General features: G+C 71.4%; 23 protein-coding genes and 1 pseudogene. 18 read left to right on the forward strand and 6 right to left on the reverse strand.

What is annotated here, in order from left to right; all coding sequences use genetic code 11:
• The 6 genes and pseudogenes from ACX27O_RS30585 to ACX27O_RS30610 all read left to right on the forward strand — a co-directional run.
• A pseudogene (locus ACX27O_RS30585) lies at positions 1–159 on the forward strand (non-reducing end alpha-L-arabinofuranosidase family hydrolase); the annotation flags it as partial.
• Between the two features lie 212 nt (positions 160–371).
• Complete coding sequence (locus ACX27O_RS30590; RefSeq protein WP_458940486.1) at positions 372–872, forward strand: GNAT family N-acetyltransferase; 501 nt, start codon at positions 372–374, stop codon at positions 870–872.
• 101 nt (positions 873–973) lie between these two features.
• Positions 974–1,588, forward strand: a complete 615-nt coding sequence (locus tag ACX27O_RS30595) for a dihydrofolate reductase family protein (protein WP_387217898.1) — start codon at positions 974–976, stop codon at positions 1,586–1,588.
• A gap of 61 nt (positions 1,589–1,649) precedes the next feature.
• Positions 1,650–2,324 (forward strand): DUF6891 domain-containing protein, encoded by a 675-nt coding sequence (locus ACX27O_RS30600; protein ID WP_458940487.1) that lies wholly within the window; start codon positions 1,650–1,652, stop codon positions 2,322–2,324.
• A 123-nt stretch (positions 2,325–2,447) separates the two neighbouring features.
• On the forward strand, positions 2,448–3,341 hold the full coding sequence (locus ACX27O_RS30605; protein ID WP_358131393.1) for an SGNH/GDSL hydrolase family protein: 894 nt from the start codon (positions 2,448–2,450) through the stop codon (positions 3,339–3,341).
• Positions 3,342–3,494: 153 nt separating this feature from the next.
• A complete protein-coding gene (locus ACX27O_RS30610) occupies positions 3,495–4,922 on the forward strand; it encodes a serine/threonine-protein kinase (protein ID WP_357637938.1) in 1,428 nt (475 codons plus the stop codon).
• Positions 4,923–5,046: 124 nt separating this feature from the next.
• Here ACX27O_RS30610 and ACX27O_RS30615 read toward each other — a convergent pair whose 3' ends face one another.
• Positions 5,047–6,024 (reverse strand): glycoside hydrolase family 11 protein, encoded by a 978-nt coding sequence (locus ACX27O_RS30615; protein WP_374224345.1) that lies wholly within the window; start codon positions 6,022–6,024, stop codon positions 5,047–5,049.
• Between ACX27O_RS30615 and ACX27O_RS30620 the strand changes: the two genes are divergently transcribed.
• The gene (locus tag ACX27O_RS30620) at positions 6,023–6,145 is read left to right on the forward strand and encodes a hypothetical protein (protein WP_256443362.1); all 123 of its coding nucleotides are present in this window, start codon (positions 6,023–6,025) and stop codon (positions 6,143–6,145) included. The two genes, ACX27O_RS30615 and ACX27O_RS30620, sit on opposite strands and share 2 nt — an antisense overlap.
• A 351-nt stretch (positions 6,146–6,496) precedes the next feature.
• On the opposite strand, the gene ACX27O_RS30625 is transcribed toward ACX27O_RS30620, so the two are convergent.
• Both ACX27O_RS30625 and ACX27O_RS30630 read right to left on the reverse strand, forming a co-directional pair.
• Positions 6,497–7,642 carry an RNA polymerase sigma factor gene (locus tag ACX27O_RS30625; RefSeq protein ID WP_358137959.1) on the reverse strand — a complete coding sequence of 382 codons (1,146 nt, stop codon included), beginning with the start codon at positions 7,640–7,642 and terminating at the stop codon, positions 6,497–6,499.
• 8 nt (positions 7,643–7,650) lie between these two features.
• The gene (locus tag ACX27O_RS30630; RefSeq protein ID WP_030337686.1) at positions 7,651–8,058 is read right to left on the reverse strand and encodes a YciI family protein; all 408 of its coding nucleotides are present in this window, start codon (positions 8,056–8,058) and stop codon (positions 7,651–7,653) included.
• A gap of 199 nt (positions 8,059–8,257) precedes the next feature.
• Between ACX27O_RS30630 and ACX27O_RS30635 the strand changes: the two genes are divergently transcribed.
• The 11 genes from ACX27O_RS30635 (at position 8,258) to ACX27O_RS30685 (ending at position 21,267) form a co-directional block, all read left to right on the forward strand.
• On the forward strand, positions 8,258–8,713 hold the full coding sequence (locus ACX27O_RS30635; protein WP_280940615.1) for a Fur family transcriptional regulator: 456 nt from the start codon (positions 8,258–8,260) through the stop codon (positions 8,711–8,713).
• On the forward strand, positions 8,710–10,986 hold the full coding sequence (katG, locus tag ACX27O_RS30640) for a catalase/peroxidase HPI (RefSeq protein ID WP_357637942.1): 2,277 nt from the start codon (positions 8,710–8,712) through the stop codon (positions 10,984–10,986). Before ACX27O_RS30635 ends, katG begins: the two co-directional genes overlap by 4 nt.
• A gap of 141 nt (positions 10,987–11,127) precedes the next feature.
• Positions 11,128–11,397 carry a metal-sensitive transcriptional regulator gene (locus ACX27O_RS30645; RefSeq protein ID WP_030337683.1) on the forward strand — a complete coding sequence of 90 codons (270 nt, stop codon included), beginning with the start codon at positions 11,128–11,130 and terminating at the stop codon, positions 11,395–11,397.
• A 193-nt stretch (positions 11,398–11,590) separates the two neighbouring features.
• Positions 11,591–12,991 carry an MBL fold metallo-hydrolase gene (locus tag ACX27O_RS30650; RefSeq protein ID WP_358137892.1) on the forward strand — a complete coding sequence of 467 codons (1,401 nt, stop codon included), beginning with the start codon at positions 11,591–11,593 and terminating at the stop codon, positions 12,989–12,991.
• 92 nt (positions 12,992–13,083) lie between these two features.
• The gene (locus ACX27O_RS30655; RefSeq protein WP_210867021.1) at positions 13,084–13,683 is read left to right on the forward strand and encodes a rhodanese-like domain-containing protein; all 600 of its coding nucleotides are present in this window, start codon (positions 13,084–13,086) and stop codon (positions 13,681–13,683) included.
• Entirely contained in the window at positions 13,680–14,558 is an 879-nt protein-coding gene (locus ACX27O_RS30660; RefSeq protein ID WP_030337680.1) for a sulfite exporter TauE/SafE family protein, read from the forward strand. The genes ACX27O_RS30655 and ACX27O_RS30660 overlap by 4 nt, the downstream gene beginning before the upstream one ends.
• Before the next feature lie 232 nt (positions 14,559–14,790).
• Complete coding sequence (locus tag ACX27O_RS30665; RefSeq protein ID WP_156057993.1) at positions 14,791–16,107, forward strand: glycosyltransferase family 4 protein; 1,317 nt, start codon at positions 14,791–14,793, stop codon at positions 16,105–16,107.
• 180 nt (positions 16,108–16,287) lie between these two features.
• Entirely contained in the window at positions 16,288–17,745 is a 1,458-nt protein-coding gene (locus ACX27O_RS30670) for an O-antigen ligase family protein (RefSeq protein WP_387217912.1), read from the forward strand.
• 24 nt (positions 17,746–17,769) lie between these two features.
• The gene (locus ACX27O_RS30675; RefSeq protein ID WP_210867023.1) at positions 17,770–18,777 is read left to right on the forward strand and encodes a Wzz/FepE/Etk N-terminal domain-containing protein; all 1,008 of its coding nucleotides are present in this window, start codon (positions 17,770–17,772) and stop codon (positions 18,775–18,777) included.
• Positions 18,778–18,808: 31 nt separating this feature from the next.
• On the forward strand, positions 18,809–20,404 hold the full coding sequence (locus tag ACX27O_RS30680; RefSeq protein ID WP_210867024.1) for an oligosaccharide flippase family protein: 1,596 nt from the start codon (positions 18,809–18,811) through the stop codon (positions 20,402–20,404).
• Complete coding sequence (locus ACX27O_RS30685; protein ID WP_210867025.1) at positions 20,401–21,267, forward strand: sulfotransferase family protein; 867 nt, start codon at positions 20,401–20,403, stop codon at positions 21,265–21,267. The genes ACX27O_RS30680 and ACX27O_RS30685 overlap by 4 nt, the downstream gene beginning before the upstream one ends.
• 147 nt (positions 21,268–21,414) lie before the next feature.
• Here ACX27O_RS30685 and ACX27O_RS30690 read toward each other — a convergent pair whose 3' ends face one another.
• Genes ACX27O_RS30690 through ACX27O_RS30700 form a run of 3 tightly spaced genes read right to left on the reverse strand, consistent with a single transcriptional unit; the run spans position 21,415 to position 24,630 of the window.
• Entirely contained in the window at positions 21,415–22,899 is a 1,485-nt protein-coding gene (locus ACX27O_RS30690; RefSeq protein WP_458940488.1) for a hypothetical protein, read from the reverse strand.
• Complete coding sequence (locus tag ACX27O_RS30695) at positions 22,896–23,675, reverse strand: sulfotransferase family protein (protein ID WP_458940489.1); 780 nt, start codon at positions 23,673–23,675, stop codon at positions 22,896–22,898. Before ACX27O_RS30695 ends, ACX27O_RS30690 begins: the two co-directional genes overlap by 4 nt.
• On the reverse strand, positions 23,668–24,630 hold the full coding sequence (locus tag ACX27O_RS30700) for a hypothetical protein (RefSeq protein ID WP_458940490.1): 963 nt from the start codon (positions 24,628–24,630) through the stop codon (positions 23,668–23,670). Before ACX27O_RS30700 ends, ACX27O_RS30695 begins: the two co-directional genes overlap by 8 nt.
• Between the last annotated feature and the right edge of the window lie 154 nt (positions 24,631–24,784).

The raw sequence follows: 24,784 nt of genomic DNA on the forward strand, positions 1-24,784 counted from the left end.
GACATCAGCCACGGTGAGTTGCTGCGGACCAGCGCTGACCAGACGATGACTGTCAACGCCTGCAACCTGCAACTGCTGTATCAGGGTCGGTCGCCGAACTCGGGTGGTGACTACGGTCTGCTGCCGTACCGGCCGGGTCTGCTGACGCTGCAGCGCTGACACGATGTGATCACGCTCGACTGACAGGGAACGGGCGGGCTCGGCAGGACGCCGAGCCCGCCCGCGCCACGCCAGGTGTGGTGCACCTCTCGCGACCGGCAACCGGTCAGTTCCCGCCGTTCCGGCCGGTGCCGACAGCCGTGCAAGGATGGTGTGTGAGCTGCGAATCCACGACGTCGCCGGCGGTCGGTCCCACCGCCTTCCCTCTCGTTGTGAAGGGGGAGGGGATCGTGCTGCGCGACTGGCTCGACGCGGATCTGCCGTCCATGCCGGGTCTCTTCGACGCGCCGGACATCGCGGCGAACACCGACATCCCCTCTCCGTTCGACGCGGACGCCTTTCTCAGCAGGATCCGACGGCGCCGCGCGCAGGGCGTCGTCGGCCTGGCCGTGACACGCGACGGCGGGGAGCCGCTCGGCCTCGTCGCGCTGCACGTGGCGATCGGGGTGCTCGGGTACGCCGTCGGCCCGGCGCACCGCGGCCGGGGTATGGCGTCGCGTTCGCTGCGGTTGATGACGGCGTTCTGCCACCAGGAACTCGGCTTCACCCGACTACGGTTGAGCATCGTGCAGGGCAACGTGCCCTCGCAGCGGGTCGCCGAGTCCGCCGGATACCTCCGAAGCGACGATGACGTCGTCGAGAGGACGAACGGGTTGGGGCAGTCGAAGCTGCTCGAAACGTGGCACTGGCTCGCTCCCGTGACGTCCGGCTGACAAAAAGACGGGATACGACACGCGTCATCGGGGCTGTCGGTGGCGGACGAGTTTGGGACGATGCGCCGGTCGACATCACCGACGCGAAGGGATCCCCCGCGATGGCAAAGGTCATCTCCACGCTGTTCATCTCGGCCGACGGCGTGGCCGAGATCGACCCTGACTGGCACTTCCCGTACTTCGACGAGAACATGGGACGCGCCGTCACCGAGGACTACGACACCGCCGACGTGCTGCTCATCGGCCGCGAGACGTACGACAGCTTCGCCGGGGCCTGGCCCGGCCGGGAGGCCGCCGGTGGTGACGACGCACCGTTCGCCAAGCAACTCGGCGACATGCGCAAGGTCGTCGTCTCGCGTCAGTCGCTGGAGTTCTCCTGGCGCAACTCGGAGCTGATCAACGGGGACCTCCTCGACGCCGTCAGCGCGCTCAAGGCCGATGCCGGCGTCCGGGGCATCCTCATCCCGGGGTCGATCTCGGTGGTGCAGCAACTGCTGGCCGCGGGCCTGGTCGACGAACTGCGCCTGCTGGTGCACCCGGTGGCCGCGCGCAAGGGCCGCAGGCTGTTCGACGAGGGCGAGGCGGCGTACCACCTGCGGCTCGTGGCTTCGGAGGCGTTCCCGACCGGGGTCCTCCGCGTGATCTACGCCCCGGGCACGGCGCCGACGCCGGTCGGCTACGACGAGGTCAAGGATCAGGTGCCGGCCGGCAACTAGGGCGTTCCTGGCCGGTCGCTCGCGGACCGGGATAGTCGTACGCCCATGTGAAGATCTCGTCGTGACTGAGTGGACGTACAACGACCGCCCCGAGGGCGTCAGGTTCCTCACCGATCGGGTCCCTGAGCCGGGCCGCACCGCCGTCGACGACGAGCTGTGGGGCTGGGTGGTGCGGGGTGAGAGCGACCCGGACGAGTTCGTCGACGTCTTCGACGACCCCGACGAGCGGTGCGGTGCCACCGACGACGACCTCAGGACGGCGTACGAGGCGGCGTTGGCGGTTCGGCGGGAGCAGCAGCGCGGGTGGGGTGAGGTGCGCGGCAACCTCACCCGTGCCTTCGCCGAGCTCAATGAGCTGGGGGTGTTGGCCCGGGAGGATTTCAGTTACTGCGGCACCTGCGCGAGCGCCGAGATCCACGACGAGCGGGACGACTCCCGCCACTGGCACGGGTTCCTCTGGTACCACCAGCAGGACACGGAGTCGCTGATCGCAAGCGAGGACGGCGAGGTCTACCTCGGCTACGGCGTCTATCCCGCTGCCGACTTCGACGAGGTCGCCTATGCCGCCCTGTCGGAGGCCGAGCAGCAGGCCGGCTACCAGGCCGACCTGGAACGACTGCTGGACGAGGTCGCGTTTCCGGTGCTCCGCAAGCACGGCATGCGGGTGGAGTGGAACCGTAAGCAGTCCCGGCGGATCCGGGTCACCGGCGCCCGATGGTATGCGCCGCTGGATTGACGGCTACCGATTCATCCCACACTCCGGACGGGTGTTTAGTGAGGCCGATCGATATTGACGGGGGCGGTCGGCGGCGACAGGATCTCGGGCACCACCACCCCTGATCCCCTCCTGGGAGCCTCCATGACCCGTCCCCGCCTGCCCCGGATGCGGGCAGCCACCCGGTTGGCCGCCCTCGCCCTCGCCACCGCCGGTGTGCTGCTCACCGTCGCCACCCCCGCCAGCGCGGCCGTGCCCACCGGCCGTTACGTCGCGCTGGGCGACTCGTACACCTCAGGTCCGCTGGTCCCCACCCAGATCGACCTCAACTGTCTGCGGTCCAACCGCAACTACCCGTCGCTGGTGGCGGCGTCCGCCGGCTCGTCGTCGTTCGCCGACGTGAGCTGCTCCGGCGCCACCACCGACGACATCCTCTACGGCGGTAGTGGCGCACTGGGCATCACGCTGCCGCCGCAGCTCAACGCGGTCACCTCGAACACCTCGCTGGTGACGGTGCAGATCGGGGGCAACGACATCGGCTTCGCCGGCATCATCGGCGACTGTGCGGAGGCCAGCGTCAGCAGCCCGCTCGGCTCGCCGTGCAAGAACCGGTACACCGCCGGAGGGGTCGACCAGTTGCAGGCGCGGATCGTCGCCGCCACGCCGAAGGTCACCGCCGTGCTGCAGGCGGTCCGGCGGGCCGCCCCGAACGCGCGGGTGGTGGTGCTCGGTTACCCGGCGATCCTGCCGGACACCGGTTACGGCTGCTGGCCGGTCGTCCCGATCGCCTACCAGGACGTGCCGTACCTGCGTGGCATCGAGAAGTCGCTCAACGCCATGCTGGCCGGCGCCGCGAGCGCCAACGGCGCCACCTACGCCGATGTCTACACCCCGTCGATCGGCCGCGACGCGTGCAAGAGCAGCGGCACCCGGTGGGTCGAGGGTCTGGTGCCGCAGAACTCGGCCGCGCCGTTCCACCCCAACGCCCGGGGTGAGCAGGGCATGGCCACCGCCCTGCTGGCCAGGCTGAACAGCTGACCGGACCCGGTTGAGCCGGCCCCGTCGGAAACGGCGGGGCCGGCGCAGCACCGTCGGCGCTGACGGTGCTTCCCGACGCGGCACCACCACCCGAGGCGACGTCGCGGTGCTTGAGATCGCGCAGTCCGGGGTACCGAACGTGTCATGCCGAGCGTGGGGCAAGTCATCGGAGGCCGTTACCGCCTGGTCGAGAGCATCGCCAGCGGTGGGATGGGTGACGTCTGGCGGGCGGTCGACGACACCCTGGACCGCTGCGTGGCGGTCAAGATGCTGCAACCTCGGCTGGTCGCCGACGCCGGCTTCGGCGAGCGCTTCCGCCGCGAGGCGCGGGCCATGGCGGCCCTGCGCCACCCGGGCGTGGCCCAGGTCTACGACTACGGCGAGGTGTCCCAGGCCGACGCGCCGGTCCTCGCGTACATCGTGATGGAGTGTGTGCAGGGACAACCCCTGTCGGAGCGGATCGCCGAGGTCGGCCGGCTGGGGGTGGCCGAGACGATGTCCATCGCCGCGCAGACCGCCCGTGCGCTTCAGGCCGCACACGACGCCGGCCTCGTGCACCGGGACGTGAAGCCCAGCAACCTGATCATCGAGCCGGACGGGCACGTCGTACTCGTCGACTTCGGCGTCGCGGTGACGCCGGAGGCGGCGAGCCTGACCGGCACGAACCAGGTCGTCGGCACCGCCCACTACATGGCCCCCGAGCAGATCACCAGGAACGAGACCACCTCGGCGATCGACATCTACGCGCTCGGTGCGGTCGTCTACCACTGCCTCGCCGGTAGGCCCCCGCACCAGGGCGAGCACGCCGTCGCGGTGGCGCTGCGCCATCTCGAGGAGGAGCCACCGGCGCTGCCGGAGGACGTTCCGGCGGAGGTCCAGCGCCTGGTCGCCACCGCGATGGCCAAGGAGCCGACCCGCCGTTTCCCGACGGCGGCGGCGATGGCCACCGCCGCGCAGACGCTCGCGGAGCCGTCCGATGAGTTGGTGCGGACGGCCGTCGGCGCGCCGGTCGCGGCGGCGGCCGGGCGCTTCCCGGCCCGGCGCTCGGTTGCCGGCGGCGCGGCGAAGCGGTCGGGGGGTCCCGGGCCGAAGGTGCTCGCGGTGCTTCTCGGATCGATGGCCGCCGCGGCCGCCGTCCTGGTGTTCGCCGATCCCACCGGCATGATGCCGGGCCCGGCCGGGCGATCGTCGACGCCACCCGGAGCGCCGTCCTCGGTGTCGCCAACGGCGCCCGCTCAGCAGGAGCCCGGGCCCGGCGTCGGCGGCGGTGAACCGGCCAACCGCGGTTCAGCAGGCGTGCCGGTGCGTGCGCCCGGGTCGCCGACGCCCAGCCGTTCGGCGGGCGGCGGGGCGGCGGGGCGACCGACTCCCTCCAGCACGAGCACCTCGGACGCGCCCGGACCCACCACCTCCGAGAGCCCCGATGCGGAGCCGACGACCGACCCGACCGGTGGAACAACGGCGCCATCCTCGGTGGCGCCGACCGAGGCACCAGCGGCCGACAGCGAGGAATCCGACGACACTGAGGAATCGCCGGAGCGGGAGACGGTGGCCGGCGAGAGCGCCGCGCCGCCGGTCTAGCGGACGGCGGCGACTGTCACGGCCGGGGCGCGCCCGTCGGGACCGTCGAGGCGTGGCGGCCGGGCACCTCTGGCGTGGCGGCCGGGGCCGCCACGCCAGAGGTGGTGTCAGGTGGTGCTCAGCGTCAACTGGTACGACAGGTGACCGTCGGCCAGGTCCAGTTGCCGTTGGCCATGATCGTCACACCGAAGTTGTTGCCGTTGCCGTTCGGCGTCGCGGTGACAGTGCCACTGTTGCCGTTCACCGCGGCGTTCCAGCTGTTCTGGATGCTCTGGCCGCCACCGAGGCCGAGGCTGACGACCCAGTTGTTGGTGCCACTGACCGCGACGTTGAGGTTGAACCGGTCACCCCACTGCTGGCCGGCGGAGAGCGTCGCGGTGCAGTTGCCGGTCCCCGGGTTGCCGGTGGTGGGCCCGGACGTGGGGTTGCCGCTACCGCCCTCCCGGACGGTGATGTCGGAGCTGCCGCTGCTCTGGTAACCCTCGGTGGCCATGATCTGGTAGCTGTGGTTGCCGAGGTTCAGGCCGGCGCGGGCCCAGGCGTCGAAGTGGTTGGCGGTGGTGATGGTGCCGCTGGAGCGCTTCTGCTGGCGGACGCTCCAGTACTGGTAGAACGTCTGGGTGCCGTCGATCGACGGGGCGTTGACCCGCTGGCTGCGGAGGATGTCGTAGGTGCCGCCGTCGGTGGTGACAGTGCCCAACCGCTGGGCGCCGCTGCTCGGGTTGTAGCTGCCGAAGTTCTCCACCACGTAGTACTCGACCAGCGGGTTGCGGGTCCACCCGTACAGGGCGAGGTAGGTGTTGTTGTTGCCCGGGTTGTAGCTGCCCGAGTAGCTGACCGTCCGTCGGTTGCCGGTGGCCCAACCCTTGCCGCCGACCCAGTTGTTGGTGCTCCGGTCCCAACTGCTGGTGTACCGGCCGTCGGCGCGCAGCGTCATGCTGGCGTTGCCGCTGTCCTTCCAGAACGAGAAGTAGTACCCGTTGTGCGTGCCGGTGAGGTTCGAGGTGAGCGTCCGGTCGGCCTCGGCGTACGCATTCGTGGCCGTCATCGTGCCGGCGACGGCCAGGACGGCGGTGCATGCGGCGCCGAGGAGCAACCGCATGCGGCCGCGACTTCTCGGTCTGGTGTGGCTGGTGTCGGTCATGGAACTGTTGCCTCCTCGTGACGGCTGGCGGGGGGCCAGCGGCGCGGTACGCCTCGGCAGGCTGCCGGTGGTCGGGTAAGGGCCACGGCGTCATACCGCTCTGGTGGTGGGGCCGGTCGTCCTGCACGACGACCGGAGAAGTGGGTCGCGGTGGTTTGGTGCTGACGACGATTGAGCGCCGTCGATGGCGACCGTATGACCCGGTCCACGGCTTGTCAACAATTTTCGGAAACACAATGGCAACACAGCCGTCGTCGCTGATTCCGCATTCATCCAGGTCAGTAGTGGATCAGAGCGCAGGGTGGTCATCGGACGTTCACAGTGGCGGAGCGAGGGCTCGGCGGAAGATCGCTGAAAGTTCCGGAGACTTTCCGGATCTCGTGCGCCGACAGTGGCAGATGGTGCGGACAACGACGCGTGGTGCGACCGGTCAGCGACGCCCGAGCGCGTTGAGCCGGGCGGCCTGGCGGGTCAGGTGGTCGCGTTCGGCGAGGTTGGGGGCCTGCCGGGCCGCCTCGGCGTACCGCCGCGCCGCCGTCGCCAGGTCGCCGTCGCGCTCGTGCAGGTACGCCGCCACCGCCGTGTACCGGGGCAGTGTGTCGTCCAGCGCCGCGAGAGCCCTCAGGCCGGCCCGGGGACCGTCGGCCTCACCGACCGCCACCGCCCGGTTGAGTCGGACGACCGGGTTGTCGGTCAGGCGCACGAGTTCGTCGTACCACTCCACGATCTGCACCCAGTCGGTCTCGGCGGCGGTGGGCGCGTCGGCGTGCAGCGCCGCGATGGCGGCCTGGGCCTGGAACTCGCCCAGTTGGTCGCGGGCCAGGGTCGCCTGGAGGATCTCGACGCCCTCGGCGATCAACCGGGTGTCCCAGCGGCCGCGGTCCTGCTCGGCGAGGGGCACGAGGGTGCCGTCGGGCGCGGTACGGGCGGCGCGGCGGGCGTGGTGCAACAGCATGAGGGCGAGCAGCCCCGCCACCTCGGGGTGGTCGATCGCGGCCGCGAGCTGTCGGGTGAGCCGGATGGCCTCGGCGGCGAGGTCCACGTCACCGGAGTAGCCCTCGTTGAAGACCAGGTAGAGGACGCGGAGCACGGTGGCGACGTCACCGGGTCGGTCGAACCGCAGCCCGGAGACGGTGCGTTTCGCCCGGCTGATGCGCTGCGCCATGGTCGCCTCGGGCACCAGGTAGGCGTGCGCGATCTGGCGGGTGGTCAAGCCGCCGACGGCGCGCAGCGTGAGTGCTACCGCCGACGACGCCGTCAGCGACGGGTGGGCGCAGAGGAAGTAGAGCGCAAGGGTGTCGTCCACGGTGGGGGCGGGCCCCGGCGCCGGCTCCTCGTCGACGAGATCCTCACGCCGACGGCGAGCGGCGTCGGCTCGGGCCGCGTCGAGGAACCGCCGCCACGCCACAGTGGTCAGCCAGCCCAACGGGTCGCGCGGCGGGTCGACCGGCCAGACGCGGACCGCCTCGACCAGGGCGTCCTGCACGGCGTCCTCGGCCGCCGCGAAGTCGATTCCGCGGCGGACGAGGATCCCGAGGACGCTCGGCGTGAGGTTGCGCAGCAGCGTCTCGTCCATCGGAGTTGTCACTCCGTGATGGTCGGCGGCTCGCTCAGGAACGGGCGCAGCTCCAGCCACTCGTGGATCGGCTTGCCGCCGGCACCGGGAGCGGCCGACAACTCCCCGGCCAGCTCGACCGCCCGGTCGTAGCTGTCGACGTCGATCACCATCCAGCCGGCGATGAGATCCTTGGTCTCGGCGAACGGGCCGTCGGTGACCGGCGGTCGGCCCGGGCCGTCGTACCGGACGAACGTGCCCTCGGGGGCGAGTGCCTGGCCGTCGACGAACTCGCCGGTTGCCTCGAGCCGGGCCGCGAAGTCGCGCATGTACTGCATGTGGGCGGAGATCTCCGCCGGCGTCCACTGGTCCATCGGCACGTCGTGCACCGCCGCCGGGCCGCCCCGGTAGTGCTTGAGCAGCAGGTACTTGGCCATCGTGATGCTCCTTGAAGCTGGCTGCGACCCATCGTGGTCACGTTCACCCCGGGGACGGAGCCGGTCGGGACTTCTCGACATGGCTGTCCGCTTTTTCTTCCCCCGCAGGTTAACCTCGGGTGAATCGTCCGCCGTTGGGGTACCTCGGGTGGGCCCAAAACTTGATTCGTTCCAAAAAAGTGAGCTAGTGTTCGTACCCGTGATGTCCGACTTCGAGGCGCAGCTGCGGGCCGTCTCGTTGCGCGTGACCCGGCCCCGGTTGGCGGTGCTCGCGGCGCTGCGCGACCACCCGCACATCGGCACCGAGGCGGTGATCTCGCTGGTTCGGGCGGGTCACCCCACGGTCTCCCACCAGGCGGTGTACGACGTGCTGCGCGTGCTCACCGACGCCGGGCTGGTGCGGCGCATCCAGCCCGCCGGGGCGACCGCCCGCTACGAGTCCCGGGTCGCGGACAATCACCACCATGTCGTCTGCCGCTCCTGCGGCACCATCGCCGACGTCGACTGCGCCGTCGGTCACGCCCCCTGTCTCACCGCCTCGGGCGACCACGGTTTCGTGGTCGACGAGGCGGAGGTCGTCTACTGGGGCACCTGCCCCGACTGCGCGACCGACCGCACGCCCCAGAGATCCGCAAGCTCGGAAGGAAGCACATGAGCGACACCCAGGAGAACCGCCCCACCAGTGCGCAGGGCGTGGACCAGAAGGCAGCGGCCGGCTGCCCGGTCGCGCACGACTCGGTGACCGCGCACGGCAGCGAGAGTGAGAACCCGGCGATCGACTCGCCGACCCCGAAGACCGGTGGTCGTCCGCGCACCAACCGGGACTGGTGGCCCAACCAGCTCGACCTCTCGGTGCTGCACGCCCACTCGAACAAGGGCAACCCGCTGGGCGAGAACTTCAGCTACGCCAAGGAGTTCGCGAAGCTCGACGTCGAGGCGCTCAAGCGCGACATCACCGACGTTCTCACCACCTCGCAGGACTGGTGGCCGGCCGACTTCGGCCACTACGGCGGCCTGATGATCCGGATGAGCTGGCACGCCGCCGGCACGTACCGCATCGAGGACGGCCGGGGCGGCGCCGGTGACGGTGGTCAGCGGTTCGCGCCGCTGAACAGCTGGCCGGACAACGCCAACCTGGACAAGGCCCGCCGGCTGCTCTGGCCGGTCAAGCAGAAGTACGGCCAGAAGATCTCCTGGGCCGACCTGCTCGTGCTCGCCGGCAACGTGGCCCTGGAGTCGATGGGCTTCAAGACCTTCGGCTTCGGCTTCGGTCGCGAGGACGTCTGGGAGCCCGAGGAGATCTTCTGGGGTCCGGAGGACACCTGGCTGGGCGACGAGCGCTACGCCTCCGAGAAGGAGATGGCGGCCGGCGTCGGCTCGACCGAGATGGGCCTCATCTACGTCAACCCGGAGGGTCCGCGCGGTAACGCCGACCCGGCCGCGGCGGCGCACTTCATCCGCGAGACCTTCCGCCGGATGGCGATGAACGACGAGGAGACCGTCGCCCTCATCGCCGGTGGTCACACCTTCGGCAAGACCCACGGCGCCGGCGTCGCCGACAACCACGTGGGTCCGGAGCCCGAGGGCGCCCCGCTGGAGGCGCAGGGCCTGGGCTGGCTGAGCACCCACGGCAGCGGCAAGGGCCGCGACACGATCACCAGTGGTCTCGAGGTGACGTGGACCGACGTGCCGACGCAGTGGAGCAACCGCTTCTTCGAGATCCTCTTCGGCTACGAGTGGGAGCTGACCACCAGCCCCGGTGGCGCGAAGCAGTGGGTCGCCAAGGACGCCGAGGCGATCATCCCGGACCCGTTCGACCCGGCGAAGAAGTACAAGCCGACGATGCTCACGACCGACCTGTCGCTGCGCGTCGACCCGGCGTACGAGAAGATCTCCCGCCGTTTCCTGGAGAACCCCGACGAGTTCGCGCTGGCCTTCGCCAAGGCGTGGTACAAGCTGCTGCACCGCGACATGGGCCCGATCGAGCGCTTCCTCGGGCCGTGGGTGGCCGAGCCGCAGCTGTGGCAGGACCCGGTGCCGGCCGTCGACCACGAGCTGGTGGGTGACGCCGACATCGCCGCGCTCAAGGCGAAGGTTCTGGAGTCCGGGCTCACGATCGACCAGTTGGTCTCCACCGCCTGGGCCTCCGCCGCGAGCTTCCGCTACACGGACAAGCGCGGCGGCGCCAACGGGGCGCGCATCCGCCTGGAGCCGCAGCGCAACTGGGAGGTCAACCAGCCCGAGCAGCTGGCGACTGTCCTGACCGCCCTTGAGGGCATCCAGCAGGAGTTCAACGCGGCCGGCGGGGCGAAGATCTCGCTCGCCGACCTGATCGTGCTGGCCGGTTCGGCCGCTGTGGAGAAGGCGGCGCGGGACGCCGGCGTCGAGGTGACTGTGCCGTTCCGGCCGGGCCGCACCGACGCGACCCAGGAGCAGACCGACGTCGAGTCCTTCAAGGTCATGGAGCCGCGTGCCGACGGGTTCCGCAACTACCTGCGTGCCGGCGAGAAGACCCAGCCGGAGGTGCTGCTCGTCGACCGCGCCTACATGCTCAACCTCACCGCGCCGGAGATGACCGTCCTCATCGGCGGTCTGCGTTCCCTCGGCGCCAACGTCGGCGGCAGCCGGCACGGTGTGCTCACCGACCGGCCGGGCGTGCTCACCAACGACTTCTTCGCCAACCTGCTCTCGCCAGGCACCCGGTGGAGCGCGTCGAAGTCCGAGGAGCACGTGTACGAGATCCGCGACCTGGCCACCGACGAGCTGAAGTGGACCGCCACCGCGGTCGACCTCATCTTCGGGTCCAACTCGCAGCTGCGCGCCCTCGCCGAGGTCTACGCCAGCCAGGACGCCCGCGACAAGTTCGTGGCCGACTTCGTGACCGCCTGGACCAAGGTCATGGAGCTGGACCGGTTCGATCTCGCCTGACAGGTAGCACCGAGAGCCCCGGCCGATCCGCTGTGATCGGCCGGGGCTCTTTCGGCATATGACACCCGATATGGCCGTTTTCTCGGCTACTGTTGGCAGGGTGGGTACCCCCGGGGGTATGGTTGCCTCCAGGAGGTGCCGATGAAGCTTCGACCGGAGATGACCTCGGATGCGCTGACCCGGCTCAAGCGGGCGCGTGGGCAGCTCAACGCGGTTATCGAGATGATGGAAAACGGTCAGGATTGCCGCGAGGCGCTGACCCAGCTGGCGGCGGTGTCGAAGGCGATCGACCGCGCGGGTTTCAAGATCATCGCGTCGGGCATGCGGCACTGTGGGGCCGCGCGTGACCGTGGCGAGGAGCCGGAGATGACCGAGGAGGAGCTCGAGAAGCTCTTCCTGGCTCTCGCCTGAGGCGTTCCCGGGTCCGCCCTCTCGGGGGCGGGCCCGGACCGTCCCGTCGAGGTGTGGCGCGGCGGGCTCATCGTGCCCGAGGGTCCGCCGCGCCGACTGGCAATGGTGTGGGCGGGTGACAGCGTGGGTGAAGAACCAGGCAGCAGTGTGTCGTCCACATACCCCCCGGGGTATCCGGAAAGGAGCGCAGGACATGTCAGTTGAGGTTTCCGTCGTCGCCACGTCCGCCCTCGGCGATCGCAGCTACCTGGCCTCGGACGGGCAGGTCGCGATCGTGGTCGACCCCCAGCGCGACATCGACCGGATCATGTACCTGGCGGGGGAGAAGGGCGTGCGGATCACCCACGTCCTGGAGACGCACCTGCACAACGACTACGTTTCCGGCGGGCTGGAACTCGCGCGGATCACCGGCGCGCACTACCTGGTGGCAGGGGCCGACGAGGTCGGCTTCGCGCGGACGTCGGTCGCCGACGGCGACCAGGTGAGCGTCTCCGACTCCCTGCGCCTGCGGGTGATCGGCACGCCGGGCCACACCTTCCACCACCTGTCGTACGTCCTGGACGTGGCCACCGACGGCGGCTGGGAGGCAACCGACGTCTTCACCGGCGGGTCGCTGCTGTTCGGCACGACGGGCCGTACCGACCTGCTGGGCCAGCAGCACGCCCACGAGTTGGCCCAGCAGCAGCACGCCTCGGCGAAACGGCTGGCGGATCTGCTGCCCGAGGGTGCGCAGGTGTGGCCCACGCACGGGTTCGGCAGCTTCTGTTCGGCCAGTCAGGCCGACGCTCCAGAGTCGACCATCGGCCGGGAGAAGGAGAAGAACCCCGTCCTGCGCCTGGCCGCTGACGACTTCGTCACCGAGACCCTCGCCGGCCTCGACGCCTACCCGGCGTACTACGCCCACATGGGGGTGGCCAACGCCGCCGGCCCGGCCCCGGTCGACCTCACGCCGGTGACCCGCGCCGACGCCGCCGAACTACGCGAGCGGATGACAGCAGGGGAGTGGGTGGTGGACCTGCGCCACCGCAAGGCGTACGCCGCCTCGCACCTGGCCGGCACTGTCAGTCTCGGTCTGGACGGTCCGATGGCCACCTGGCTCGGTTGGCTGATCGAGTGGGGGGTGCCGATCACCCTGCTCGCCGAGACACCGCAGCAGGTCGCCGACGCCCAACGTGAACTGGTCCGCATCGGTATCGACCATCCCGCCGCGCAGGCCACCGGCGACGCCACGCGCTGGGCGACTGACCCCGGTCAGCTGCGCGAGCTGCGGATGGCGGACTTCGGGGCCCTCGCGGCGGCGCGGAAGGGCCAGATCCCGGCCGGTCTGCCCGGCGCGGACGTGATCCTCGACGTGCGGATGACCAACGAGTGGCGGGCCGGCCACATTGACGGCGCCGCGCACATCCCGCTGCCCGACCTGCCCCGGCGGCTGGCCGACGTCCCGACGGGCACCGTCTGGGTGCACTGCGGCTCGGGCTACCGGGCCACCGTCGCCGCCTCTCTCCTGACGAACGCCGGCCGCGAGGTGGTCGTGGTCGACGACGCGTTCGGGCACGCCCGGACCGCCGGCCTGGACCTGGTCACCGCTGCCTGACCGGAACAGTCCGCACCACCGGCCGACGCCACCGCCGCCGGCCGGCTTCCCCTGCCGTGACAGCTGACACCCCATCCAAGAAAGCGGAGTAAGTGAGTACTTCCGAGACCGCGCGCCCTGCCACGCTCGACGCCACCGGCCTTCGCGAACTGATCGAATCCGGTCATGCGCCCCGGGTGCTGGACGTGCGTACCCCGGCGGAGTTCGAGACGGCGCACATCCCCGGCTCCTACAACGTGCCGCTCGACCTGCTCAAGGAGCACCGCCGGGAGTTGCGCGACCAGCTGGACGAGGACGTCGTTCTGGTCTGCCGCTCCGGTGCCCGCGCCCGCCAGGCCCAGCAGGCCCTGGCGGGGGTCGGCCTGCCCAACCTGACGGTGCTGGACGGCGGCATCATGTCCTGGCAGGCTGCCGACGCGCCGGTCACGCGGGGCGTGCCCCGCTGGGACCTCGAACGTCAGGTCCGCCTGGTGGCCGGCTCGATCGTGCTGGTCAGCATTCTCGCCTCGGTGTTCGTGCCGCAGCTCAAGTGGGTGGCCGGGGCCATCGGCGCCGGCTTGACCGTCGCTGCCGTCACCAACACCTGCGCCATGGGGATGTTGCTCGGCAAGCTGCCCTACAACCGGGGTGCCAGCCGCGACCTCGACACCGTCATGGGCCAGCTGCGTGGGAGCGCCGTGGAGCGGGCATGACCGCCACAGTGGCGCTGACCGTCGGGCTGGCCGTGCTGATCGGGGTCAGCCTCGGGCTGTTGGGCGGGGGCGGCTCGATCCTCGCCGTACCGCTGCTGGTCTACGTCGCCGATCTGCCCGCGAAGGAGGCCATCGCGACGTCGCTGCTCGTCGTCGGCGCCACCAGCCTGGTGGGCGTCATCCCGCACGTCCGCGCCCACCGGGTGCGCTGGCGCACCGGCCTGATCTTCGGTCTCGCCGGCATGACCGGCGCCTACGCCGGTGGTCGCCTGGCCGGGCTCATCCCCGCCGGAATCCTGCTCACCGGGTTCGCGGTGATGATGCTGGCCACCGCGGTGGCGATGATCCGTGGCCGACGCGAGGCCGCCGGCACCGTGGTGCCACACGAGCTGCCGGTGCCACGGGTGATCCTCGACGGTGTGGTGGTCGGCCTGGTGACCGGCCTGGTCGGCGCGGGCGGCGGCTTCCTGGTGGTGCCCGCCCTGGCGCTGCTCGGTGGCCTGCCGATGCCGGTAGCGGTCGGCACCTCGCTGGTGGTCATCGCCATGAAGTCGTTCGCCGGCCTGGCCGGCTATCTGGCCGGAGTGGACATCAACTGGGGCCTCGCGGCAGCGGTCACCGTCGCTGCCGTCGCCGGCAGCCTGGCAGGTGGACGACTCACCGAGCGGATCCCGGCGGACATCCTGCGCAAGGCGTTCGGCTGGTTCGTGGTGGTGATGGGCGTCTTCGTCCTCGGTCAGCAACTGCCCGACGACCTGCGGACCAGGCCGCTGCTCTGGGCCGGCGTCGGCGTCGCCGCCGCGATCACCGTGACGCTGACCGTCCTGCACACCAGGAGAGCGTCCGAACCGAGCGGATCGTCGCCCCGCCACTGACACCCGGCCGCCTGGCGCGCGCGGTGGGACGCAAGCCGTTGCGGCTGTTCATCCGCTGGTCGACCTGGTTTGACAGCCGTCTGCGTAGATGTCATCCGGATGGCATGTCACGAGCCACGAATCCCACCGATGATTTTTTTGTCTGGATGATCGGCTGGCGGACGGGCCCGTTCATGGCAAGGTGTTGATCTGCCCGGGCGCGGGCGCGCACCTAGTCACGCAGGGAGTCATCGTGGCCCACCCCGACCTGCAGACCGACAATGTGGACCAGGGCACCGGACATTCTGCGATTCCCCGGCAGCGGGGCGAGGGTGTCGCGGCGCGGCAGGCGCTCGACGCGTGGGCCGCCGGACGGGACAGCGCCGCAGCGGGCGCGAGCTGGCGTCCGCTGCGGATCGCGATGATCGGCCAGAAGGGGATGCCGGCGACCTACGGCGGGATCGAACGGCACGTGGAGGAGATGGCCAGCCGGCTCGCCGGCTACGGGCACGAGGTCACCGTCTACTGCCGCCGCAGCTACGGCGAGACACCCGCCGACGGCTACCGGGGGGTGCGGCTGCGCCAGACCCACACGATCGCGAGCAAGCACCTCGACGCCATCGTGCACGCGGCGACCTCGACCATGGCGGCGATGACCGCGCGGCCCGACATCGTGCACTACCACGGGCTCGGGCCGGCCCTGGTCGCCCCGCTCCCGCGCGCCCTGTCCCGGGCGCGGGTGGTGCTGACAGTGCACGGACTGGACAACCAGCGGGGCAAGTGGGGGCTCGCCGCCCGGGCGGTGCTGGGCAGCGCCCACTGGTTCAGCGGGTACGTCCCGCACCAGCGGGTGGCCGTCTCCCAGGGGCTCGCCGCCCACTACAGCACCCGGTTCGGCAGCCCGACGACCTACATCCCGAACGGCGTGAACCCGGCCCGAACGGCACGGACCCGGCAGATCCAGGACCGGTTCGGGCTGACCCCCGGCGGCTACCTGCTGCTGGTCGGGCGGCTGGTGCCGGAGAAGGCGGCCGACCTGCTGATCCGGGCCTTCCGGCGCACCGAGACCCCGATGCGCCTGGCGATCGTCGGCGGGTCGTCGTTCACCGACGACTTCGTGGACCGGCTGCGCCGTGAAGCCGGGGCGGACGACCGGATCGTCTTCACCGGGTTCGCCTACGGCGACCTGCTCGCCGAGCTGTACTCCGGTGCGGCCGGATTCGTCCAACCGTCCCGGCTGGAAGGGCTGCCGTTGACGTTGCTGGAGGCTGCCGCGTACGGGCTGCCGATCGTCGCGAGCGACATCGCGCCGCACGTCGAGGTGCTGAGCGCCGACGCCGCCGGAGGGCGGTTGTTCCGCGACGGCGACGAGGACGACCTGTTCCGGGCGCTGACGTCGCTACTCGCCGACCTGCCGGGCGAACGGGCCGGTGCCGTGGCACTGGGCGAGCGGGTCACCGGCAGGTACAGCTGGGACACCGCCGCCCGTGAGTTGGAGCAGCTCTACCTTCGCCTGGCACCGGAGCCGGGACGACGGGGAAGGGCACGACGTGCGGCGGCCGCCGACTGACCGGGCGGTGTTCGCCGGGGGAGCGGGGGATCAACCCGGCGGAGGACGCAACAGTCGGCGCAACGGCCCCTTCTACCGTCGAGGGGACAGGGCTAGATTGAACCGATCTTGTGCCGGGAGGACATTGGTTGGCCGCGCCCGGCAGCGGCCGGGCAGCGCCGATTCAGTTCAGTGGGATCAGTGGAACAACACACGCAGCAGGTCACTCCGCTCATGACCAGGCGGCTCGACCCGACCCGCCTCCTCACCGGCGGCGCGGCGCTGGCCGCCGCGGTCGTGGCGGTAATCGCCGGTGTCTCCATGGCGGCCGGTGACCGTCGGGGCATGGTGCTGCCACTCGCGGTGGTAGCGGGGATCGCGGTGGCCGTGCTCGCGCTGACCCGGTTCGCCGGGTACGTGCTGCTGATGCTCGCGGTGCGTTCCTGCGTGGACCTGTTCAAGCTGACCGGACCGAGCGCCGGCCAGGCCAACTCCGCCGGAACGGCCCGGGCGGCGGATCCCTCCACACTGCTCGCGGTGCTGTTCCTCCTCGCCGCCGGGCTCTGGCTGGCCGCACAGCTCAGCCGGCACGGGCGGCTGCGCGGTTCCCCGCTGAGCTGGGCGATGCTGCTCGTCGGTGCCAGCAGCGTGGTCAGCGCCCTCGGTGCCACCCGACCGGCGAACAGCCTGTTGGAGGCGCTGCGGATCCTCACCGTGGTGGTGATGTTCGTGGTGCTGGAACAGCTCATGCCGGACACCGCGGCGATCCGTCGGGTCCTGCTCGCCTGCTACGCCTCACTGGTGCTGGCGTTGGGCTACACCGTCGTCCTGTCGCTGCTGGGCAACCCGCCGGCCGAGGTGAAGGGCGACTTCACCCGGATAAGCGGCACGTTCAGCCAGTCGACCACGTTCGGCCGGTACCTGATGTTCATGGTGATCTTCGGGTTCGCGGTGTACCGCTTCCTGGACCGTCGGCTGCGGGCGTCCCTCGGAGTGCTGCTCGCGCTCTCGCTGCTGTTCCTGCTGCTCACCAACACCCGAAGCGCCCTGCTCGGCGCGGCGATCGGCCTGATCGTGGTCGCGGTGCTGCATCGCAGCAAGCGGATGCTGGTCACCCTCTGCGTGGTGGCGGTCGCCGGGGTGGCACTGGTGCCCGCCGTCGGCGAACGGTTCGCCCAACTCGGCGTGTCCCGCGCGGTCGGTGGCGACCCGACCGGAAACACCCTGCAGTGGCGGATCAGCTACTGGACCGAGATCGTCACGCTGGCCGACCGGAATCCGGTGACCGGCATCGGACCGAACATGACCCAGCGCGAGACCGACGAGGCGAAGAAGCCGCACAACGACTTCCTGCGGGCGTACGTGGAGACCGGGTTGCTGGGTCTCGGGGCGTACCTGCTGATGCTGTTCGCCTTTCTGTACACCGCCCGGACCGCGCTGCGGCGGGCCCCTCCGGGCAGCTTCGAGCGTGGCGTCGCGGTCGGGTTCACCGGCTGCGCCGCCGCCTTCGTGGCGGTCAGCGCCGCCTCCAACGTGATATCCAACGTGGTCACCCTCTGGTACTTCGTCGCGTTCGCCGCGGCGGCCAGTGTGATCGCCCGCCAACCGGCTCCGCACCTGACCGGCGAGCAGCCACGACGCACGTCCGTCCCGGTTTGACTGAACGACAGCATTGGGGAAAAAGTGGAGATCGTCGACTACCTGCGGGTCGCCCGGCGGCGCCTCTGGGTACTCGTGGGGGTGCCGGTACTCGCCACCGGGGCCGCGGCCGCCATCGTCCTGCTCGCGCCACAGCAGTTCAGCGGAACCGCGTACGTGGCGGCGCCGGCCCTGGTGGGTGGCACGGCCGGGACGCAGTACACCGGTACGCAGGCGGCGAGTCAGTTCGTCGCGGCGTTCGGCGCGGCGGTCACCTCACCCCGGGTCCTCGCCGACGTGGCCGCTGACACCGGGGTGCCGCCGGAGCGGCTGCGCGACGGGCTCGCCATCAGCCAGGTCGGCGCGAGCAGCCAGTTGGAGGTGACGTACACCGTCGGTGACCGGGCGACTGTCGCGCCGGTGCTGACCGCCACCACCACCCGGGCGCTGGCGTTCCTCTTCTCCTCCCAGGTCGGCATCGCCACCGGTGAGGTCGAGGCGGCCAACGCCGATGTCACAGCGGCGACCAGGGCGATCGGCGAGTGGGAGAAGGCGAACAAGGTCTCCCAGCCGGACCGGATCTACCAGGCGACGCTGGGCGAGCTGACCAGCCTGCGCCAGCAGCAGCTCTCCATGCAGGCGGTCGGCAACGGCCGTGGCGTCGACGCGGCGACGAGCGCGATCACCGCCGCCCAGAAGAAGCTCGACGAGCTGGGGCCGAAACTCCCCGACTACCAGGCGCTGCTCGCCCAACGGGACGCGGCGACCAACGCGCTGTCGCAGGCGCGGGAGGGGTTGCAGGCGGCGCGGGCGCAGGCCCAGGCCGCCGACCCGAAGCAGGTGACCAGCATCGGCGAGGCGCACGAGGTGAGCCGGCTGACCGAGCTGGTGCGTACCGCCCTGCCGGTGGGCGGTGCGGGTCTGCTGCTCGGCGTGCTGCTGGTGGGCGTACTCGAACTGCTTTCGCGGGGCCGAGCCGCCACCCGCCCGGCGGCCGCGAGCACCGCGGCCCCCGCGCTGCCGGCGGAGACCGTGACCGCGGCACGGCCGTGACCATCGGAGAACGGGCCGCCGGGTGCGCGAGGTGACCGGCCGGCCGCCGGCCGCGCCGGATGCCGGCGACCAGCAGGTACGCGGTATGGCCCGCGGCGGTGTGCTGAACCTGGCCAGCGCCGTGCTCAGCCAGGTGGCGCTCTTCCTGGTCATGCTGTTGCTGGCCCGGGCCCTGGGGGTACCCGAACTCGGCCGGTATGCCCAGGTCTACGCGGTGTTGTCGCTGCTGGGGTTGCTCTCGCTCTCCGGTTTCCGGGCCGGGCTGACCCGGTTCGTGGCGGTGCATCTCGCCGACGACGAGCCGGCTGCCCTGCGGGGCGCGATCCGGCTCGGGATCGGCATCTCGGCGGCCGCGTCCACGGTGATCGCCCTCGGTCTGGCGGTCGGCGCGCCGTGGCTCGCCGACGCCCTGCACGACCCGCAGCTCACCACCGGGCTACGGCTGGTGGCGCTGTGCCTGCCCGCCAGCACGGTCTGCGAGGCAGCGCTCGCGGCCACCCGGGGCTGGCGCACCCAACGGGCCTACGCGCTGATCGGCCAGGTCTACGAGCCGGCCGCCCGATTGGCGCTCACCGCGTTGGCGCTCGCCCTCGGGGCGGGCCTGACCGGCGCGTTCTGGGCACTGGTGGTGGCGAGCTGGAGCGCCGCCGCGTTCGCTCTCGTGGCGCTCGCCCGGATGGTGCGCCGGGTGCCCGCCGCCCGGCCCGCGTACCGGCCGGGGGAGTTGTTCCGGTTCTCCACCGTCAGCTGGGTCTCCTCGCTGTCGTCCACCGGGCTGATCTGGGTGGACGCGTTGCTGCTCGGCTTCTTCGACTACGGTGCCGACGCGATCGGTGTCTACCACGTGGCGACCCGGCTGGTCACCATCGCGGTGTTCGTGCTGGCACCGGTCAACGCCTCGTTCGGTCCGCACCTGGCGCACCTCTACCACCAGGGTCGACTGGACGAGGTGCGCCGCATCTACCGGGTCGCCACCGGTTGGGTGCTGCGGCTGTCGCTGCCGGCCTTCGTGGCGTTGCTGGTCTTCCCGGAGCAGTTGCTGCGGCTGGTCGGCGGGCCGGGCCTGGTCGGCGGCGCGGCGGTCACCGTGGTGCTGGCGCTCGGTCAGCTCGTCAACGCCGCGACCGGGCCCTGCGGGACGTTGCTGAACATGTCCGGCCGGGTCTCGGTGAACATGATGGACAACCTCGCCGCCCTGCTGCTCAACGTCCTGCTCAACCTCTGGCTCATCCCGGCGTACGGCATTCTCGGCGCGGCGGTGGCCTGGGCGGTGTCGTTGGCGGCGGTGAACGTCGCCCGGGTCTGGCAGGTGCGCGCGCAGGTGCACACGGTGCCGGTGACGGCGGGCATGGTCAAGGGCCTGGTCGCCGCGCTGGTCGCGATGGGTGTGGGGTTCGGTGTGCGCTGGCTGGTCGAGGGGTGGACCGCGCAACTCGTTGTCGGCCTCGCCGCGATCATGGTGGCGTACCTGGCCGTGGTGTTCGCCCTCGGGCTCAGTCGGGAGGACGTCATGGTGCTGCGCGCGGTGACCCGCCGAGGCGGTCGACGTGCCGCCGCCGACCCCGCCGAACCGGCCGACGGGGTGGGTGCCGCTGCGGGTGCCGGCCAGCGCGGGGCGCGCTCGTGAGCGGCGGCGCACGGCGTCAGGTCACCGACCGGCTGCGTCGGGGGGTGCGCACGGCACGGGCCTGGGGACGGGCGGCGCGACCGGGGGAGCCGGGACCGCTGCCGGACTTCCTGGTGATCGGCGCGCAGCGCTGCGGCACCACGTCGCTGTACCACCACCTCGCCGCGCATCCCCGGGTCCGGGTGCCCACCGGCAAGGAGTTGCAGTACTTCAGCGTCCACCACGCTCGGGGGGCGCGGTGGTACCGGGGGCACTTCCCGCGCCTCGCCCCGGGGGAGCGCACGTTCGAGGCGAGCCCCTACTACCTGTTCCATCCGAGCGTGCCGGCCCGGGTCGCGGCGGCCCTGCCGCAGGCCCGCTTCGTCGTCCTGCTGCGCGACCCGGTGCAGCGGGCCTACTCGCACTACCTGCACACCCGCTCGTACGGCGTCGAACCGCTTTCCTTCGCCGACGCGTTGGACGCCGAGGAGGAGCGGCTGGCGAGGGCGACGCGGCGCGGCCCGGACAGCCCGGCCGCGCACCGGGCGTTGCGTAACCACTCGTACGCTGCCCGGGGCCGCTACGCCGAGCAGCTGAACCGGTGGTTCGCGCACGTCCCCCGGGAGCGGATCCACGTTGCCCGGACCGAAGACCTGAACGCCGACCCGGCCGGCACGTACGGCGAGATCGTGCGCTTCCTCGGCCTGCCGGCCTTCACCCCGGAGGCGTTCACCCGGCACACCCGCCGGGTCGACCCGGGCGTCTCCGAGCTGACCCCGGCCCTGCGGGAGCGCCTGAGCGAGCAGTTCGCGCCGCACAACGCGCGCCTGGCCGCCCTGTTGGGCTGGTCCGACCCCTGGCTTGGACTAGGGCCTGTTTCATAAGAACTGGCCGGCCTGCGGCGGGCCCGGACGACGACCGGCGGCGTTGCGGTTTCGTCCGGATACGACACCGGTATCCGGACGAAACCGCGCCTTGCCGGATCGCCGCCCGGACTCCGCCTCGGCTCGGCCGCCCTTATGAAACAGGCCCTAGCGGACGGCGGCGAGGACCCGGTCCACCGGCTGGTCGGCGCGGAGCACGACGGGCACGTCGGTGATCGTGGTGCCGCCGCCGGCCACGCCCAGCGGGGAACCCACCGCCCCGGCCCGGGCGCCCGGTGCCGCGGGCACCGTCACCGGCGTGTTCGACGCCGACCAGAGCACCAGCGTGCTCTGACCACCCCGGACGAACGCGACCCCGTTCAGCCTGCCGGCCACCGAGGCGGGTAGCGGCGTGACGGTGGCGTCCCGGGCGGCGTCGGCCAGGGCCGCCAGCATCCGGCCGGCCTCCCGTTCGGTGCCGTCCGGGTCGAGCAGGCCGTAGCGGACCTCGCTGCCGGCCGCGTTGTTCGGGTTGTACGCCAACGGCAACCAACTGATCTCACCGATCCCACCGGCCGCCAGCAGGGTGACCGTCTTGACCATCTCCGTGGCCCGGCTGGCCGGGTCGCCGTCGCCGTCGCGCCAGAACTGACCGACCTCCCACGCCTGGATCGGGGTGCCCGGCGGTGTGGTGGCGCGCAGGTAGTCCAGCAGCGGGGCCACCCCGCTGAAGTGCTCGTAGAAGTGCACCTGCCGGACGTCGACGGTGCGGTCGGTCAGCAGCGACTCGGTCACCGCCAGGAAACGCAGGTTGCGGCTGTTGGTCTCGGTGCCGAGCGCCCGACGTAGCTGCGCCTCCCCGGTCACCGCCGGAATCTGCTGCCCCCGGGTGCCGACCCGACGCTGGAAGTACGCCTGATAGGCGGCGACGGCCTCGGGCACCCGATCGGCGCGCAGCAGCCGGTCGGCGACACCCATGCCGTACGCGACACTGCTGATGCCGGAGTCGACCACCCGCGCCTTCTGGTCGGTCGCGCGGATCGTCTCGGCGGCGGCCCGGAGCAGCCGCGCGTAGTCCTCGGGGCTGCCGGCCCAGTAGCTCGGCGCGTTGACCTCGTTCTCGATCGCGTACTCCCGCACCCCGTACGGGCCGTAGCGGTGCACCACCTCGCCGACGAACCGCTGGTACGCGCCGAGGTCGGTGGGCATCGCCGACTCGGTCTTGTTGGCCGCGCCCCGGGTGTAGCGTGCGGTGCCACCGGTCGCCCAGCACACACCGGTGCGGATCTTCAGGTGCAGTGTGATGCCCAGGTCCCGGCTGCGCGTGGCGATCTCGTCCAGCCCGGCCCAGTCCGCCTTACCGGGGGTCCGTTCGATCTCGCACCAGGAGATCTCCTCGTACGTCGCCGAACCGGCGAGCCGGCGCAGGTACGGCCCGAACTGCTGAAACCGCGACCAGTCCCAGTGCGCGCCGAACGGGTTGCTCACCTGCTCGCCGGTGGGTGCCGGCGCGCCGGTTGCGGGTGCCGCCGTCGCGGAGGGGGTGGCGGCCGGCGGCGGATCGTCGTCGCCGCCGGTGCAGCCGGCGGTGAGCAGGAGGGTGGCGGCGATGGCGGCGGTGGCGATCGCGCGCCGCCGGCTCGGGCGGGTCACCGGTAACCCAGGGCGCGCAGGGTCGGACCGGAGAAGACCCAGACGAGCAGGCGCAGGAACGGGTCGAGTTCGCGGCGGTAGGTGCCCACCCGGGAGCCGTAGATCGGTTCGGTGACGCTCGCCGCCGCCCGTCGTCGTTCCGCCTCGGTGGTGTACTTCTGGGCCACGTCGTGCTGCTTGCTGTCGTAGTCGAGGATGCCGTCCTCCCACGATTCGCCGAGGAACTCGAACAGGGCCCGCATCGTCTTCTCCGGCTCGCTGACCGCCTGCTCGTAGCGCAGCTCGTAGTAGCGGTCCGCCGGCAGGGTGGCGCCGACTGCCCGCGCGGCCCGGATGTAGCGCGGCCACTTCACCACGCACTTCACGGCGGACCAGTAGCCGAACCGTTTGCGGTGCGAGACCACCACGTCGCGGCCGTCCCGGATGAGGTGCACGATCTGGGCGTCCGGGAAGACCTCGGTGACGAAGTCCAGCGACATCGCGTACAGCGGGGTCTTGTCGGCCCACCGGGTCTTGCCCCGGGCGGCGGCGTAGTCGGCGTGCACGCCGCCGAAGAAGTCCCGGATCCGGCGCAGCCAGTCCTCGCGCGGAAACCCGAAGCGGGCCAGCCGTTCCCAGTCCCGGCCGACGATCCGTCGCAGGTCGGGCAGGAACCGGGTCTCCGGGCCGCAGCTGATCCGCGAGTGTGAGTCCAGGACGAGACGCACCATCGTGGTGCCCGACCGCTGGCAGCCGACCAGGAAGATCGGCGCGGTACGGGTTCCGGTCTCAGCCACTGTCGGCCGCCTTCGTGGTCTCGGGTCGGGCGTCGGCCGCGGCGCGGTCGAGCCGGTCGGTCAGCTCGTCGCAGCGGGCCCGCACGCGCCTGTCGATCGGCAGCCGCCGGTGCTCCGCCGGACCGTGCGACTGGCGGGGGCCGATGTGCGCGTGCAGCCGTGGGTGGTACGGGAAGTCGAGGAAGGCGCAGAGCCGCCGGAGCTGCGCGGCGGGGTCCGCGACCAGGCTGTCGTAGCGGCACAGCAGCACGTCGGCCCGCTGGTCCAGGCCGAGCTGAAAGACGAGCGAGTTGCGGACGTACCAGAACAGCGCCGCGCCGCTGTGCGGATCCAACCGTTGCGGGTCGTGGGCCCGGATCAGCTCGACGGCGTCGGCGTCGAGGCGCTGCCCCTGCCACCGTCGCCCGATGCTGCCGTCGGCGATCGCCCGCAGGGCCCGCAGGTTGGCGTCACCGAACTTGGCGACCTCGGAGCGGGCCCGGTCGTCGACGTCGCGGTAGACCCAGAGCGCGCGCCCGGGGGTCAGCCCCGGCAGGGCCAGCAACTCGTCCACACGGTGACTCTCGCAGAGCGGCTTGACCAGGACGTACGCGTGACGGCTGCGCTGGATGACGGCGGTCAGCACCGGGTCCGGGCGGAGTTGGAAGCGGTGGAAGAGGGTGCTGTCGTTCTCGTTGCGGACCTCGACCTCGGGTGCGGCGTCCAGGCCGCGGACCAGCATGTTCGTGCCGGAGCGTTGCAGACCGACCAGGTAGACCGGCATCGCCGAGCCGGGCGTGCGGCCGGCCCGCCGCCGCCAGCGTCGCTTCGCCAGTGCCGTGCCGATCCGGTCGACCGGGTTGAGGCGGTCCTCCTCGATCAGCCGTCCGATCCCCTCGGTACGCGCCCAGCGCAGGTGCCGCCGGACCCGCCGCGCGGTGTACGCGAGCGCGGAGACCTCGTCGTCGGCTGCCACGGGTCCTCCTTGTCGGGGCACCGGCCCGGCCCCGCAGCAGAGCGGGTACGACCGGCGGCAGCCAGGCTATCGGGAGATCATGGCGGGAGGCCAGGCTGCGGACCGCACGGGCAGACGAAGATCACCCGTTCAGCCACATGGCTAATGTGAACTG

The organism is Micromonospora sp. SD19 (assembly GCF_054462275.1).